The sequence below is a fragment of the Virgibacillus sp. genome (assembly GCF_013393565.1).
In the GTDB taxonomy this organism is placed as follows: Bacteria; Bacillota; Bacilli; order Bacillales; family Amphibacillaceae; genus Virgibacillus; species Virgibacillus dokdonensis.
The window spans coordinates 12,877-29,483 of sequence record NZ_JABXHF010000011.1 but is presented as its reverse complement, the minus strand read 5'-3'; the positions used below and the strand labels follow the sequence as shown (position 1 = coordinate 29,483).

The following is a 16,607-nucleotide window of genomic DNA, read 5'->3' as shown; positions in this document are numbered from 1 at the left end:
CTATGTATGTTGTACTCTCTGGTTTTGACTGCACTTCCCCACGCTAGTATTATCCAGATCGGGTAATAAGGGTCAGAAATTATCCTCTCAGCCATCTAAAATAGCTCCCCTAGTGCAAATAGTTATGCAGTTTTATAGTTTGTTATAGTGAATTATAGTATAGAACGTCAAAGTTCACAACCAATTCGTTTGAAGCTTATAACTAAATTGCACAGTAAATACCATTTCCCTATCGAAAATAGCAGTCTATATGCTTTTGTTTAAAATTGTTTTCGAAAAGGTTATTCGGTCCATTTCATACTAAATAGTATATGGAGATTCGAAAAATATATGTTGATTGTGAAATTGCACAGTTGTTTGTGCTTTAGCTTTATTTCAAGTTGTTAAGTTCAGTTTAAAAACTCGTTTAATTCGAAATAATTATTTAATTAAGATAATATGTTGAATATACAGATTGGAGAGACCTAACTGAAGGAAGGAAAGGGGAATTCGTGCATGTATGATTACATTATTATTGGTGGAGGTATTGTAGGTTTAGCAACTGCATGGCAGCTGAAAACAAAGCATCCGCATTCATCCATTGCCGTATTGGAGAAAGAAGCAGCATGGGCAGCTCATCAAACAGGGAGAAACAGTGGGGTCATTCATAGTGGTATTTATTATAAACCTGGTAGCTTAAAGGCCCAATTAGCGGTGAGGGGTAGAAATTCTATGATTGCATTTTGTCAAAAATATGAGGTGGAGCATGAAGTTTGTGGCAAAATCATTGTAGCTACAAGAAAGCGAGAACTACCGTTTATGGATCAACTGTATCACCGAGGTTGTAAAAATGGTTTACAAATAACAAAATTACAAAGAGAGGAAGTTATTGATCATGAGCCATATGTTCAAGCAGAAGGAGGATTGTATATACCGACAACAGGTATTGTGGATTATCAACAGGTGGCTTATAAATTAGTAGAGTTACTCGCAAACCAAGGAGTTGAGTTGTTTTTAAATACACAAGCACATCAAATGAATGAGAAAGGATTTGAAGTAACGATAGATACGAATCATCAATCTTTGATCGCTAGAAAGGTTATCAATTGTGCGGGATTGCATAGCGACCAATTGGTTAAACAGTCGGGTATTTTAGCGGATGTAAAGATTATCCCTTTTCGTGGGGAGTATTTTACATTAAAAGCAACGAAACATTATGTAGTAAAAAATTTGGTCTATCCAGTACCAGACCCAAAGTATCCATTTTTAGGCGTACATTTGACGAGAGGAATTCATGGTGAAGTGCATGCAGGTCCTAATGCAGTATGGAGTCTTAAAAAAGAAGGATACAATAAGTGGGACATAGATAGGAAAGAAGCACTAGCTACTTTGTTATTTCCAGGATTTTGGCGATTAGCAAAGGCAAATATAAAGGTGGGCGCAATGGAAATGTCGCGTTCTTTGTATAAAGCATTATTTGTAAAAAGTTTGCAGCGTTTTATTCCAGAAATCCAAACAGAAGATATGATAAAAGCTCCATCTGGTGTACGCGCACAAGCTATGCTTCGAGATGGAACACTACTTGATGACTTTTTTATTATACCCGGAAAAAATGTGCTCCACGTTTGCAATGCACCTTCGCCCGCTGCAACAGCTTCGCTAGAGATTGGTAGGATGATAGCTGAACGGGCATCATTATCATAAGTTTTTTTCGCTATAGGAAAGCTTCATTTTACAATTTTATCACAAGGGGCCGAATTCGGGATCAAGTCCGAAGAGAGGGGGATACGAATGTGTAAAAATACAGAGGTAAAAGTTGTTATCATTGAAGATGATCCCATGGTGCAGGAAGTAAACAAAAAGATGGTAGAAAAAGTAAACGGTTTCATCGTTGTCGCTACTGCAAGAGATGGAAAAACAGGTGTCGAGCATTGTCAAATCTATCAGCCCAATCTCGTATTACTCGATATTTATATGCCTGAACAAGATGGAATTCAAACGATAAAGGCGCTTCGACATCACAATATAAATGTGGAAGTAATTGTCATCTCTGCTGCAGAAGATAGGGAAATGGTTCGCAATATGATGCAGCATGGGGCGTTTGATTATCTTATAAAGCCATTTAAGTATAGTCGTTTAGTAGAGGCATTAAACAAGTATCGAGATTATCATTTTCATTTCTATGGCAACGATAGAGTTGACCAAGAAATGATTGACTTGTGGATCAATAAGCGGTCAGAAGCAAACCATAAAGAAAATGCGCTTCCAAAAGGATTGAATAAGCAAACATTACAGCAAATTACCAACTTATTAGAACGCAAAAATAGTTCTATTTCAGCTGATGAAGCAGCTTCCTGTATAGGAATTTCCCGAGTTACCGCAAGAAGGTATTTAGATTATTTAGAAAAAGGGGGTGCAGTTGAAATTGTCTTACAGTATGGAACTGTAGGCAGACCTGTAAATCGTTATCAGCTCATGCGTAAAGTGAATAAAAACAGCTCTTAATCCATCATATAATTATAGGTTTCACCCTCTTTTTTTAAAAGAATAAGAAAGTATAAAATTTATTGTTGGGTACCGATTTAGCGGAATAGCGACGTCCGGCTCCAGCACCCAGCAACTAGGCGACTTCACAAAATCGCCCTACGATCAGTCACCAGCGGTTCGTGCTAAATAGGAAGGCCGACTAAAAACGGCTTGCCTTAGGGCGTCGGCATATCCCTGTTTTAGTGCCAGGCTTCCTAAAACTTTAGTTGATTTGTTCCAGTCGCTACGTTTCTAAACGGGTTCTTGCGCCTTTGTTCAGTGTAATTAGGAGTAAATATTTTGAACAAAATGTCCAAAACGTACATTATGTTCAAAATATTTATCATTTTACTTGGAAGCGTTATCATTTGAACCATAACAATGGAGGGGGAGAGGAGTTATGCAGAAATATATATTCCTTATTATGGTCATTATAGGGCTGTTTTATTTAGCAGCTTGTAGTGGAGGTGATAAAGCAAATAATCATTCAGCGGCTAGCAATGGAGAGGCACAAGCAATTGTTTTTGGAACAGGTGGCACATCCGGAACCTATTATCCGATAGGAGGTGCTTTGAAGCCAGTTTTTGAAGAAAGTGAATTTGTAAATAATGTAACTGTTGAATCTACAGGTGCATCTGTTGCTAACGTTCAAAATATGCAGAATGGATTGAATCAAATGAGCATTATCATGAGCGATGTTGGGTTTGATGCAATAGAGGGAACAGGTCAATTTGATGGAAACTCTGTAGATGTGCAAGCACTGGCGGGTATGTATCAAAATGTTGTTCAAATTGTTGCTACTACTGATAGCGGGATTGAGAATGTGGAAGATTTGGAAGGGAAACGTGTTGGTGTTGGTAAAGTAGGATCTGGTGTGGAACAAAGCGCACAGAAGGTACTAGAAGTACTGGGGTTATCCTATGATAATCTTTCTAAAGTTACACATACAGGTTACGCTGATAGTGTACAGGAAATGAAAAATGGAAATCTAGATGCAGCGTTTTTCACTTCTGGTATCCCGAATAGTAATATTACAGATTTAATGCAACAAAATGATGTGGTGTTTGTAGAAATAAAAGCAGATATAGCAAATACTTTGATGGAAAAGTATCCGTTTTATAAATCGTTTACGATCCCAGCGAATGATGAGACGATGTACAATCTAGCGGAGGAAGTGACAACGGTTGGTATTCAGAACTTAATCGCAGTATCTCCTGACTTAAATGAAGATATTGTATATGATTTAACGAAACGCTATTATGATTATTTAGGGAGTGAAGAGATCTCTATTCATGCTTTGAAATATTTAGAGAGAGATCAAATAGCAACGGATTTAGTAGTACCATTGCACCCCGGAGCGAAAAAGTTTTATCAAGAGCAGGGATTGGTAGACTAATGTGAGGATACGTTATGTCCGCCGTGTTTTGCTTATTTTATGTTTCTTGGTTGTCAGTTTTATTGGGATGCTCTTTTTTCCAACGCGAGCCATTGTTGTTTTACAAAATGATGCTATTATTTATGCATTTCCTGAAAGTGAGGGTACGTTTGCGTTGAAATGGGTGCACTCCGTTGAAAAAGAAAAATGGATAGAAAAATTTCGAGTGAATAATTGTCAAATTTTTTTACAATCCACAAAGTTTAAAACGTTTGGAGCAGGGGTGCCTGCAATAACAGAACAAGTAATCAAACAGAAAAACGGCTGGTTAGTTGTAGATTTACATCGAGAAATTGGGAGTGAGCTAGTGGTTCGCGCTACAGAAATAAACCATTATAAGTTTATCTTTAAAGGGAAGTATTATCCAATGGCAGCTAGTGATGCTCCTTATGTTATTAAAACGGAACGTGTTCCTTTTTTTGCACTATAGGAAAGTATTTTTGGTGTTTATATTATAAGATAATTGACGGCGTTTTTCGCGATAGATTTAGCGACAAGCCAAGTTCTTCTAATATTTAGTAGTCTGTCCCCAATAAAGAATGGTGAGGTGAAAAAATGAGCGGTGGAGATAAGCTACGGGATTACGAGAGAGAAAGTAACGTACGTACGCATTTACCTAGAGGTGTTCGGATACTATTTGTTGGAATAGCTGTAGCCTTAGGGATTTTTCATCTTTACACATCCTATGCAGGTGCGCTTGTTGATATAAAACAACGTAGTATTCATCTATACACACTAATGATGCTAGCATTTTTATTGTATCCTATAACAAAGAAGAAAAAAAGAAACAAAATACCAATATATGATTATATGTTAGCAGGTGCATCGCTCGTTTTAGGAATCTATATGTTGGTGTCAGCAACTACGATTATTGAGTCAGGCGGGCAAATTAATCATATAGACGTGTATGTAGGAATGGTCGTTATTATCGTATTATTTGAAATAACGAGGAGAGTAACCGGATGGGGGCTAACATTATTAGCTTTCGGTTTTCTTGTTTATGGATTCTATGTCAAACTCTCTATCTACCCTCAATTGACGTGGGACATTATTATAAATGCTTCAAGTGGGATTATAGCCCATCTTGTTTACATTACAGAAGGAGTGTTAGGTACTGCGATAGGTGTATCAGCTAGCTATATTATATTATTTATTCTGTTTGGCGCATTTTTAAGCAAATCAGGTATGGGGCAATTATTTAACGATATGGCCATGGCTGTAGCGGGTCATACCAAAGGTGGACCAGCTAAAGTTGCTGTTTTAGCTAGTGGTTTTCTAGGCTCGATTAACGGATCAGCTATTGCAAATGTTGTAACAACAGGCGCCTTTACCATCCCACTTATGAAAAAAGTTGGCTATCATAAAAATTTTGCTGGAGCTGTAGAGTCTGCTTCTAGTGTAGGTGGACAAATTTTGCCGCCAATTATGGGGGCGGCCGCCTTTATTATGGCAGAAAATCTAGGGATTCCGTACACTACTGTCATTCTAGCGGGAATTATTCCAGCATTGCTATTTTATTTTGGAGTTTTATTACAAGTTCATATTAGAGCTTCAAAACTTAAGCTAAAAGGGTTAGACAAAAATGAGTTACCCACTGTGAAGACAGTTTTAATGAAGCGCGGACATCTTTTGATTCCAATGATCATTCTTTTGTATTTATTATTTAGTGGGAAGACACCTTTTTATGCAGCTTTTTGGTCAATTATAGCTACAGTTCTCATTACCGGGACTGGGAGAATGTTATTTATTAGCGGTGCTGTTTCACTTTTTCTCTTGTTTGAACCGCAAATTGTTGCAGTTTTGGTAGGTGCGAGTATACCAGAATTACGTGACAATTGGTTCGAGTTGGGAAGCATTATTATCATTCCATTGGTGATCAATTTGATACGTAAGCAGGCACAAGTAAAAGCGGAAGAAATTCATGTGAGGGATTTTGTAGATGCATTAGAAAATGGTGTTAGAACAACAATTCCAGTAGCCGTAGCATGTGGAGCTGTTGGCATAATTGTAGGTATAAGCTCTTTAACAGGTGTGGCCTTGGAAATTGCAAGTTCTATTGTTAGTATTGGGGATTTGATCCAAAGTCCACTTTTTCAACTGCTTATTACATTATTTTTAACTATGATAGCTTCTATTATATTGGGAATGGGTCTTCCAAGTATACCAACGTATATTATTACGAGTACCATGGCCGCTCCTATTCTGTTACAATTACCATATTTCCGTGAATTGACTGGTGCAGGTGAATCAGCCGTTTTTGTTGCCCACATGTTTGTTTTTTATTTTGGAATATTTGCAAATATTACCCCTCCAGTGGCATTGGCTGCATTTGCAGGTGCAGGAATAAGTGGTGGAGAGCCGATGAGAACAGGGTTTCAAGCAATGAAACTAGCCATAGCAGGTTTTATTGTACCGTTTATGTTTGTTTTTTCTAATCAAATGTTAATGATGGATGCAACTATTCGGAATATATTCGTTATAATGGCGACCTCATTAACAGGGGTATTCTTACTATCTGTAGCTGTAGAAGGTTATTTTAAGCGCCCGCTTGCTTGGTATATTCGAATTATTGCTACGATAGGAGCTTTATTATTAATATATCCAGGATTGTGGACAGATATGGCTGGGCTCGTTGCTTTGCTTTTTGTACTAGTAATAAGTTTAAAGAGGAATAATGGACTCCCGGCGTCAGAAAATGTGAGTTAGAAAGTTTCGATTTATTGGTTTCTCTCAAAATCCACATGTTGAATTCATACTTTAATTATTCATCTAAAGCGACATGTAATGTTCTCCCACTATAGGAGAGGATAAAATTTTTGGTTTAGACTTGGCGACAAGCCAAATTTTTCTAATAATCAAAGGTGCTTGCATCTTATGTTATAATAGGAGAAGTTAAAGGCAGATAGGGAGGTGAATATAAAATGATTGATTTGCTAAATGAACTGATGAATGATGCTTCTCCCGTTTATTTTTATTTAAGCATCCTTTTTACGTTGTCATCAGCCTATTCGTTTACAGCTATTCAGCCTAGACATATAATGGAATCTCGCTATCTACAAATAAGAGAATACCATAATGAACGCTATCGTTTATTACCAATCCAAGAGTTATTTGGCATGTGTGATGAAATTTTCCAATGGGTTGTAAAAAAAGCGAACCGAATTACTTCTCCAGATGATGATGCAGATCACTCTTTCTTCTCGTTAAAAAGCCAAAATGTATTACAACGAGGAGGAAAAAAATGCACAATCATTTTATATTCACATTTTTCAAGAAATACGGAGTTATTAGTTTAGGTTTGCTATTTTTGCTGACGGGGTGTCAGGCAGACGGTGGGATGATGGGTTTTCAAAATCCATTTCCGCACATGATAAAATATGTTGCTAGTTTGTTTGGGAATGATTATGGCTTATCCATTGTGTTAATAACCATACTCATTCGCTTGTTGCTCATGCCACTTGCATTTAGTCAAATGAAAAAAGGGGCAAAAATGAAAACAAAGATGAAAGAAATGAAACCAGAAATGGACGCTCTTTCACAAAAATATAAAAATAAAAAGGATGCTAGCGCAAAAGCAGCTATGCAAAAAGAAATGATGCAGTTGTACCAAAAGCACGAATTTAACCCAATTAGTTCGATGGGATGTTTGCCAATAATGCTCCAATTCCCTGTCGTCATTGCGTTTTATCATGCTATTCGAAACTCGCAAGAAATAGCGACACACTCCTTTTTATGGTTTAATTTGGGAGAAGTGGATATTATTTTGCCATTTATTGCAGCAGCTGTATATTTCTTGCAATCCCGTTTTTCATTAATTGGTATGGATGAGAAACAAAAGAAACAAATGGCGATCATGGGGTTGATTTCCCCGATTATGATTGGCTTTATTTCCTTTAGTACAGCAGCAGCATTGCCTTTGTATTGGACAGTTAGTGGTACAGTTCTTGTTATACAAACTTTAGTTGCTAAAAAGCTATATTATCGTGAGCATTTAAGCAATAAAGGCAATGCAATGGAGAAGTTAGAAACGACATCATCGTAGTTTTTTACAGTAAGCTATTTGTATTATTAATGGTTGCTGAAGTAGCTAATTGCTTTGAGCGATAAGCCATGCTTTGTTAATATAATAAAAAAAGACCAAATCGCTTCGGTGGTTACCCCTAAAAGTTAGAGTTTTTATTATGCAGCTGATTGGCTGGATTGAGTTCGGTATTCTACTGGACTTAATCCAGCCAATTTTCCTTTTGAACGTTCATGGTTGTACCAGTAGATATATTCTTCAATCCGTCTTTTTAATTCTTCATATTTTACTAATTCTTCTCCATAATACATTTCTTGCTTTAAAATGCCAAAAAAATTCTCCATCGAAGCGTTGTTGGCAGAGCGCTTCGGTTGGACCTACCAATTTCTTATACCGTTCTATTGGTTAAGAGGCCTACATTGTATTTCATATGAAACTTATATAGATTTTCAATAAATTAAATGTATGCTATTATTATGAAAAATTATTTTTTATTTAGGAAGGAGCACGTCTATTGGGATTATCAGTAAGAAAGGCGAATACAACAGATATAGACGATATAAAACAAATCTTAATGGAAGCTGCACGTTGGATTGAAAGACAAGGAATTAATCAGTGGGAATTCCTGTTAGCAGACGATCAAGATGAAGAAATAAAAGCAAATATAGAGGAAGGGACAATGTATGTAGCAGAAATGAATCATAAAATTGTTGCTACATTTTACCTTGGTTTTACTCAAACCGAATTTGATATAAAGGTATGGGGAGAAAGAAAGGATAACGCCTGTTATTTACATCGGTTGGCTGTTCATCAAGATTATCGCGGAAAACAAATCGGAAAACAAGTTATAGATTGGATAGTGTCCCATTTAGATAAAGAGACTGTGCTTAGATTGGATTGCGTTGCGGAGAATCCGGGGTTAAATCGGTTCTATCAACAATACGGCTTCAACTTTGTAGGAAAAGAAAAAGAAGGGGAAAAGGAGTTCTCTTTATATGAAAAATTGATATAATATTGGTGTGTAATTTTTAATTCTTCTATTAACAGTTTAATAGGTAGCGTTGTGCCAATTTCTACAAAAACATGGAGGTGTGACATGAACATAAATGCTGTAAATAGGTCATTAATGTTTTGGGATAATGGAATAAAAAATAAAGAAGAGACATTGTATTCGAAAGATGGAAATAATGAAAAAGAGAAAAGGGATGGAAAGGTAGAAGTTGTAACAGTTAACGGACGCACAAAAACGTATTTGGTGTTAGCTGACGGTAAGAGGATTTTAATTGCAGATGAAGTAAGTAAAGATCAGTTGCAACAAAATGTTAGTTCGCAAGAGCAAAAGGAAAGTAACGCTTCTGAAACAATGGAATTTTTAAACCATCTATTGGGGGTAGGGTCTTCAAGTTTCGTAGGCTTCCAGGTCAGTAATCTTCAAGAAGAAAAAAGTTATGGACGAGAAGAGAATTGAAGCCATTGGTTGGTATAGAAAGCTATTTATGGATGTTTGTTTTAAACGTAATAAACTCTTATCAGCACTTGGGTAGTTATGTTTTTGATCAAAGACATCTCTAAAAGACGATATGGGAGTGTACACATGCGATGTGTACGTTTGATTTCTGTGAAAGGCGTGGTCAGTTATTGACGACGCCGACTAGTTTGGGTGCTTATAAATTATCAACAAACTGCCAAGTGACTTACGAGAAATAAAAAATTATCATTGCATCTTGATTGAATTTTCGGTAAAATTAAATTATTAAAATTGAATACTATGTATAAAAGGCTAAATGAAAATTAAGTCAAAAAAGTTGACGAAGCAAAGTAAGACTCTAGACCTTTTGACATGGATAAGCTGCTAAATCTAATCGACTTTACTGTTGAAGTAAAGCGGATCATTAGGTAGAAACCAGTTATAGGGACAAAGTACAATTTCGTACCATTTGTCTTTATGGCTGGTTTTTTTGCACGATAGGGAAGTGAAAATTTGGGCTTTATCGTATAAGTAAAACGACGGCCACTGCCATACAGACTTGGCAATAGCCGAGTTTTTCTAATTTTTATTCTCTGTGCATTAGTAAGAAAAGGTATGGAGAAATAGGGCATTCCATATAAATGGAATATACTAAAATATTTTAGAGGGGGAATGAACAATGCGTAGTTTGACCGAGTTGGATAAGAAGCATTTCATCCATCCAACATCATCGATACAAGAGCAACAACAGAAGGGTGCGAAGGTAATAATGAAAGAAGGGGACGGTATTTATTTAACAGATGTTACTGGTAAAACATATATCGATGGTGTTTCTTCTCTATGGAATGTAAATGTCGGACATGGAAGAGTAGAATTGGCAGAAGCTGCTGCTCAACAAATGAAAAAAATGGCATTTAGTTCTGCTTTCTCCACGTTTAGTCATGAACCAGCAATCAGGCTCGCTGAGAAAATTGCTTCTATAACTCCAGAAGGATTGAATGCGGTGTTTTTCACATCAGGAGGCTCTGAATCAAATGACTCAGCGGTGAAGCTTGTGCGTCATTATTGGAAAATACAAGGAAAACCAAACAAGCGAAAAATTATTTCTCTGAAACGCAGTTATCATGGTGTGGCTGCTGCTTCTACAAGTGTAACGGGAATTCCAGAATTTTGGGGAATGGCTGGTCATATGATGACAGACTTTCTTCATGTCGACACCCATTATAATAATACGACAGAACAAGCCGTTCAGTCACTTTGTCAAGCGATTGAGGAAGCAGGTCCAGAAACAATTGCAGCTTTTTTTGCGGAACCTGTTCAAGGAGCAGGAGGAGTTATTATACCGCCTGAGGACTACTTCCTTAGAATAAGAGAAGTTTGCAATGCTTATGGCATTCTATTTGTAGCAGATGAAGTGATTACGGGTTTTGGAAGAACAGGGAAGATGTTTGGGATCGAGAATTGGGATGTTATTCCGGATGTCATGACTTTTGCTAAAGGAGTGACAAGCGGTTACTTCCCTCTTGGAGGGGTTGTTGTCTCCGATCCCATACATGAAGTGTTAAAGGAAAAATCTGTTGGTACGCTATTTCACGGTTTTACTTATAGTGGACACCCAACTGCTGCCGCGGTCGCATTAAAAAATATAGCAATAATAAAAGAAGAACGTTTGGTAGAGAATTCAAAACGAATGGGAGACGCGCTTTTACATGGATTAAAAAAGGTGAAAAATCGTCTGGAAATTGTAGGGGACGTCCGATTTGTTGGATTACTAGGTGCAGTTGAGCTGATGCAAAATCCGGCTACGAATAAGCCCTTTTCCTCCAATCTACAGGTGGCTCCTAAAGTAATAGAAGCGCTACATGAACTTGGGGTTATTTGTCGCAGTGTTACGTATGACCATACGAATATCATTTGCCTTGCCCCTCCGCTAATTATAAATCAGAAGCAGGTGGATAAATTAGTAGAAGCTATCTATGAAGCCATTTTGAAAGTACAGCAACAGCTTGGAATAAAAGCGGAGTAATTTTCCTCTAAATTTTTAATGACAAGGATGGAATACTGAATACTTTTATCCCTTATATAAGGTGCTGTAAGACTCCTGCTTTAAGCTTGGAAGGTATAAGTTGAACCATGGGAGATAACAGCACCTAAATCCTATTTTTCATACGAGGTCATCAGGTCAACCCCTTGGGGTACGAAACAATAAGAGGTGAGATAAAAGAAAATCCCCTTTAATTGGAGATTCCCTTTTTTGCCTTCATCCTTGTCATTCTATGTCGGTTCATCTGTTTCATACAATAAATAACTTTTTGTGACAAGACATTAGAATATCCAAAAATTCGTAGATAATATTCGGAAATTTCCCTATTTACAAAACTACATGTAATTTTTTCGAACACGATAGGTTAAAGCTTATGTAGAAGTAAAATGGTGGCTTATGTTATAAAGTTTCGGTGGCGATAAGTCAGCTTTTTCTAATGCTATAGACCTTGAATGAAAGAGGAGGAAGTGTATTGAATGATTCGGATAAGCTTTTAAAGATACTTAGTAATAAAGATGTGCTGGCACTTGCTTTTGGAGCAATGATTGGCTGGGGATGGGTTGTTACCTCAGGACTATGGATTACAGAAGCGGGCTCTTTTGGGGCTATTCTGGCATTTGCAATTGGTGGTTTACTGGTTGTGTTTGTAGGTTTAACATACGCTGAATTAGCTTCTGCTCTTCCACTTGTTGGTGGGGAGCATGTATACACATTTAAAGCAATGGGGAGAGGGGCTTCCTTTGTAGCGACATGGTCAATTATTCTTGGCTATGTATCCGTGGTAGCTTTTGAAGCTGTTGCGTTGCCAACTGTATTTGAATATATGGTGCCTGATTATAGTCAGGGATATTTATATACCATAGCAGGATGGGATGTTACAGTAACCTGGGTAGGGGTCGGCATGATTGGTTCTCTATCAATAGCTTGGATTAACTATCGTGGTATTAAGTTAACAACTGTTATTTCTGTAATTTTAACCGCTTTCATTCTTGCGGCAGGAATCATGTTAATTACCGGAAGTACATTTGGTGGAAATATGGACAATATGCAGCCACTCATTAAAGCAGGTACAACGGGTGTATTTACTGTAATTATTATGACGCCTTTTATGTTTGTAGGCTTCGATGTAATACCTCAAGCAGCGGAAGAGATTAATTTGCCACAGCGGAAAATTGGTCAACTTCTCATCGTATCGGTTATTTTAGCAGTTATCTGGTATATTGCCATTATTTTTGGAGTATCACGTATTTTAAACCCTGAAGAACTCGCTGCGTCAAATTTAGTAACAGCTGACGCCATGGCAAAAGCGTTTGGAGATAGTAATTTAATGGGGAATGTTCTCGTACTCGGTGGCATTGGAGGTATTTTGACAAGCTGGCTTGGCTTTTATGTGGGAGGGAGTCGAGCCATTTATGCGTTAGCAAATGCTGGAATGCTACCAAAGGCTTTGGGAAAATTACATCCGAAATACAAAACACCTTATCGAGCAATTATATTAATTGCAATACTTTCAACAGCAGCACCATTACTTGGCAGACCCTCCCTTGTCTGGTTAGTTAATTCAGGTGGGTTAGGGCTTGTGGTTGCATGGCTAATGGTGTCCATTTCATTTATTTTGCTAAGAAAAAGAGAGCCACATATGAATCGGCCTTTTAAACTACCTGGTGGAACTTTCATTGGCTGGATTGCTGTACTTATGTCTATTGGTGTGGTTATACTTTATATGCCTGGCATGCCATCTTCTTTAGCATGGCCGTATGAGTGGTTTATTATTGGGGCATGGACCATTTTAGGATGTATTTTGTATACTTATTCAATAAAGAAGTATGGGAAGTCATATGCTAACGAATATATGAAGAAAGAGTTAGATCGGATAGCTTAGTTTACTTTTTACATGATAAGAAGGGCTTACGAGCTAACATGAATAATGAAAGTGCGTTTACAACCTACGAGAATTTCGTAGATAAGTGATTTTGTATATTATAATAAAGTATAGACTTTAGCTGAAAACGAAGGCTGGCGCCAAGTCTCCATGGTGAAAGCCTTCGTTTTGCTCATGTTGTTCATTTTGTAGAAAAATGGAGGTAACAAAATAGCGTAGTTTTGGTACAATGGTTATATTCAGAAATTATAGAAAAAACAAACTAGATAAACGAACAAGGGGGGACTTACATGCGTATTGTCAAACCAGAATCACTTCATCTACAAACGTATGCTATCTTGAAAGAAGAAATATTAGAAGGAGCGTATCGACCAGGGGAGCGTGTTGTGGAAGCCAAAATTGCTAATCAATTAGGAATAAGCAGAGGGCCGGTAAGAGAGGCTTTTCGTATGCTGATTCAAGATGGGTTATTAATCTACAATGATGGTTTTGTAAGGGTTTACCATCCGGCAGTACAGGATGTCATTGATGTATTTCAATGTAGAGAAAGTCTGGAGGCGCTAGCGATTAATCTTGCTATAGAACATATTACATATGAAGATAAACAGAAGTTACAAAACAACCTGGAATTGACGTATGAGGCTTATGAGCAAAAACAAACAATGGAATTGAGCAAATTAGATCAAGCATTTCATGATATTATCATTCAAGCTTCAAAAAATAAACAGCTCATGGAGTTACTTGAAAACATAAGGACAAAAATTCATTATATGCGGATTACAATGATAAAGGGAGAATTCTACCCTTCTTTTGTAAAAGAGCATGAAAAGCTAGTTGGCTTTTTATTAGATGGTAAGGTGGAAGAAGCGACAAATTCCATGAAGGTGCATATCCAAAAAGGCTTAAGAGGAGTATTAATGTATATTGGTAAAGTTCAGTCCAGATGAGAGAAACAACATCTGGATTTTTATTTTTTAAAAGATAAGAAATCATAAAATGAGGTGCTAATGGACAGTCGCGTCCGGCTCCAGCGCCCAGCAACTAGCCGACTTCACGAAGCAATAAAATATAGTGGGAAGAGTACCTATAGTTTACAGTCCTCTGTTGACTAAGATAATAAATTATATTAAAATATAACAAAATACTTAATATGCTGAAAATTTGGAATCAAAACACTGTCACTTCTAATGAGGTATATAAAATGAATCTGCCATCAGTAGGGGTTACCTTTCTTCCCCCTACTAATTGTTTGTACTTTAGGAAAAGGCCTAAAGACTGCAAAAGATTTGGAAATGAAGTGCTGTTACCTTAACTTATCCAGCTCACTTGTTCCAAATCTTGTAGCGGGAGCCTTGCAGTACTTTATATCTGGGAAAAAAGTGAGGTGTAGTGAAGTGAAAGAAGGTTTGTATATTGGCCAATCGAAGCAGATGACGGTAGAAGTCAAAGAGGAAATGGTAGCCCAATTCAATGGAGAAGTAATTCATCCTGTGTATTCAACAGCCTCTATGGTTTATCACATGGAATGGGTGTCAAGGCAATTACTAATTCCTTATTTAGAACAGGATGAAGAAGGAATGGGCGCTGCAGTAAGCGTTGAGCATATTGCTCCTTCGGGTGTAGGTACTACTATTCATTTAGAGGCTACTGTTATAGAGGTGAGTAAAAGAGAGCTACTGACAAAGGTTTACGTAACAAATGAGCATGGAAGGATTGGCAAAGGAAAGGTAAAACAAGTAGTCTTACCGAAAGAAGTTATTCAAGAAAAAGTGCGTATCGCAACGAAGTGAGAGGGGGATTTAGAATTGAAGCAAGTAGAACAATTGCAAGAGGTAGACCTGTTTCAAAAGATAGCGAATCACGAGCAAGTTGTTTTTTGTAATGATCGTCAGTCTGGGTTGAAAGCAATTATAGCTATACATAATACGACGCTAGGACCTGCTCTAGGCGGAACACGTATGTATCCTTATTCAAGTGTTCAAGAAGCTTTGGAAGATGCCCTTCGTTTATCGGAAGGGATGACAGCGAAATGTGCAATAAGTGACGTAGATTTTGGAGGAGGTAAGGCGGTCATCATTGGTGATCCGAATAAAGATAAATCGCCTGCTATGTTTCGAGCACTCGGTCAGTTTGTAGATTCATTAAATGGCAGATTTATCACCGGAACAGATATGGGAACAAGTATGAACGATTTTATTCATGCAGCCAAGGAAACGAAATTCATTAATGGTATTCCAGAATCATTTGGAGGAAGTGGTGATTCATCCATACCAACTGCCAAAGGCATCCTATATGCTTTAAAAGCGACAAACCAGTTTTTGTTTCATAACGATTCTCTTGATAGGGTGTATGCCATACAAGGTTTGGGAAAGGTTGGAAGAAAAGTTGCTGTACATTTGTTAGAAGCTGGTGCATTTGTATATGTTACGGATGCTAATGAAAGCGTTATCAAAAGTTTTTTAAATGAAGTAAGAGATAAGCAACATTGTATTCAAGTTGTTAGTGCAGAAGAAATTTATCGAGTAAATGCTGATATCTTTATGCCGTGTGCGATAGGGGGGATTATTAATGAAGAAACAATTAAATTGCTCAACGTAAAGGCTGTGGTTGGATCAGCTAACAATCAGTTAGCATGTGACAAATATGCAGCGTCTTTGACTGAAAAAGAGATTCTATATGCGCCTGATTATATTGTTAATGCAGGAGGACTTATTCAAATTGCTGATGAGCTATATGGGGTGAATAAAGAACGTGTACTGAAAAAGGTAGCTTCTATATATGATACAATACTTCAATTATTTAAGGATGCCCAAGATGCTAATATTACTACGGTAGAAGCGGCGCGTAGGGAATGCGAGAGAAAGTTAGATGAGCAGCAGCACCGAAATAATTTTTATAGTCGTAGCCGAAGACCCAAATGGGATATAAAGTAACATTTCAATTCGTGGATAGTTAACACTTATCTCTTCATACTATATGGAAATAACTTACATTTTTCACAGGAAAGGGAACTTAGTCGCAGTTGTTCCCACCTAAATTTGTTTAGCGCACATCTCCAAACTTTAAAGGGAGTTACGCACAAGCTTATATGTAAAAAGCAATGGGAGTAAAAATAACACCTAAATCCCAATTTGTTCAAAGGCCTTTAGGTCATACACTTGGGCTACTAAAAATCAACAAAATTCTTCACTGATTGAGATTCACTTTATTATTTCATAAAGCATGGAGTAAGTTAACGAGGTAAAACGCTGA

Annotated in this window: 14 protein-coding genes, 1 pseudogene and 1 riboswitch; of the genes and pseudogenes, 14 read left to right on the top strand and 1 reads right to left on the bottom strand. The window is 37.3% G+C overall.

The window, feature by feature from the left end; translation table 11 throughout:
- Positions 1 to 18 precede the first annotated feature (18 nt).
- Positions 19 to 121: riboswitch (TPP riboswitch) on the bottom strand.
- A gap of 374 nt (positions 122 to 495) precedes the next feature.
- The 7 genes from lhgO (at position 496) to yidC (ending at position 7,982) form a co-directional block, all read left to right on the top strand.
- Entirely contained in the window at positions 496 to 1,683 is a 1,188-nt protein-coding gene (gene lhgO / locus HLX49_RS03725; protein ID WP_296360855.1) for an L-2-hydroxyglutarate oxidase, read from the top strand.
- 87 nt (positions 1,684 to 1,770) lie between these two features.
- On the top strand, positions 1,771 to 2,484 hold the full coding sequence (locus HLX49_RS03720) for a response regulator (protein WP_296360854.1): 714 nt from the start codon (positions 1,771 to 1,773) through the stop codon (positions 2,482 to 2,484).
- 421 nt (positions 2,485 to 2,905) lie between these two features.
- Positions 2,906 to 3,901, top strand: coding sequence for a TAXI family TRAP transporter solute-binding subunit (locus tag HLX49_RS03715; RefSeq protein ID WP_077702436.1), 996 nt, complete (start codon positions 2,906 to 2,908; stop codon positions 3,899 to 3,901).
- 1 nt (position 3,902) lies between these two features.
- Positions 3,903 to 4,370, top strand: a complete 468-nt coding sequence (locus tag HLX49_RS03710; protein ID WP_296360853.1) for a DUF1850 domain-containing protein — start codon at positions 3,903 to 3,905, stop codon at positions 4,368 to 4,370.
- Positions 4,371 to 4,495: 125 nt separating this feature from the next.
- Positions 4,496 to 6,646 carry a TRAP transporter permease gene (locus tag HLX49_RS03705; RefSeq protein ID WP_296360852.1) on the top strand — a complete coding sequence of 717 codons (2,151 nt, stop codon included), beginning with the start codon at positions 4,496 to 4,498 and terminating at the stop codon, positions 6,644 to 6,646.
- A 215-nt stretch (positions 6,647 to 6,861) separates the two neighbouring features.
- Entirely contained in the window at positions 6,862 to 7,236 is a 375-nt protein-coding gene (locus HLX49_RS03700) for a hypothetical protein (protein WP_077702439.1), read from the top strand.
- A complete protein-coding gene (gene yidC, locus HLX49_RS03695; RefSeq protein ID WP_296360851.1) occupies positions 7,182 to 7,982 on the top strand; it encodes a membrane protein insertase YidC in 801 nt (266 codons plus the stop codon). The genes HLX49_RS03700 and yidC overlap by 55 nt, the downstream gene beginning before the upstream one ends.
- A 137-nt stretch (positions 7,983 to 8,119) precedes the next feature.
- Here yidC and HLX49_RS03690 read toward each other — a convergent pair.
- A pseudogene (locus HLX49_RS03690) lies at positions 8,120 to 8,323 on the bottom strand (IS3 family transposase); the annotation flags it as partial.
- Positions 8,324 to 8,475: 152 nt separating this feature from the next.
- On the opposite strand from HLX49_RS03690, the gene HLX49_RS03685 reads away from it, so the two are divergent.
- The 7 genes from HLX49_RS03685 to HLX49_RS03655 all read left to right on the top strand — a co-directional run bounded on the left by HLX49_RS03685 (position 8,476) and on the right by HLX49_RS03655 (position 16,288).
- The gene (locus HLX49_RS03685; RefSeq protein ID WP_077702441.1) at positions 8,476 to 8,973 is read left to right on the top strand and encodes a GNAT family N-acetyltransferase; all 498 of its coding nucleotides are present in this window, start codon (positions 8,476 to 8,478) and stop codon (positions 8,971 to 8,973) included.
- A gap of 84 nt (positions 8,974 to 9,057) precedes the next feature.
- Positions 9,058 to 9,429: a hypothetical protein gene (locus HLX49_RS03680; RefSeq protein WP_296360850.1), complete on the top strand. Its 372-nt coding sequence runs from the start codon at positions 9,058 to 9,060 to the stop codon at positions 9,427 to 9,429.
- Positions 9,430 to 10,108: 679 nt separating this feature from the next.
- A complete protein-coding gene (locus tag HLX49_RS03675) occupies positions 10,109 to 11,455 on the top strand; it encodes an aminotransferase family protein (protein ID WP_296360849.1) in 1,347 nt (448 codons plus the stop codon).
- Positions 11,456 to 11,945: 490 nt separating this feature from the next.
- Positions 11,946 to 13,355, top strand: a complete 1,410-nt coding sequence (locus tag HLX49_RS03670) for an APC family permease (protein ID WP_296360848.1) — start codon at positions 11,946 to 11,948, stop codon at positions 13,353 to 13,355.
- Between the two features lie 290 nt (positions 13,356 to 13,645).
- On the top strand, positions 13,646 to 14,302 hold the full coding sequence (locus HLX49_RS03665) for a GntR family transcriptional regulator (protein ID WP_296360847.1): 657 nt from the start codon (positions 13,646 to 13,648) through the stop codon (positions 14,300 to 14,302).
- A gap of 447 nt (positions 14,303 to 14,749) precedes the next feature.
- On the top strand, positions 14,750 to 15,145 hold the full coding sequence (locus HLX49_RS03660; protein WP_077702446.1) for a thioesterase family protein: 396 nt from the start codon (positions 14,750 to 14,752) through the stop codon (positions 15,143 to 15,145).
- 15 nt (positions 15,146 to 15,160) lie between these two features.
- Positions 15,161 to 16,288: a Leu/Phe/Val dehydrogenase gene (locus HLX49_RS03655; protein ID WP_296360846.1), complete on the top strand. Its 1,128-nt coding sequence runs from the start codon at positions 15,161 to 15,163 to the stop codon at positions 16,286 to 16,288.
- Positions 16,289 to 16,607: the final 319 nt, after the last annotated feature.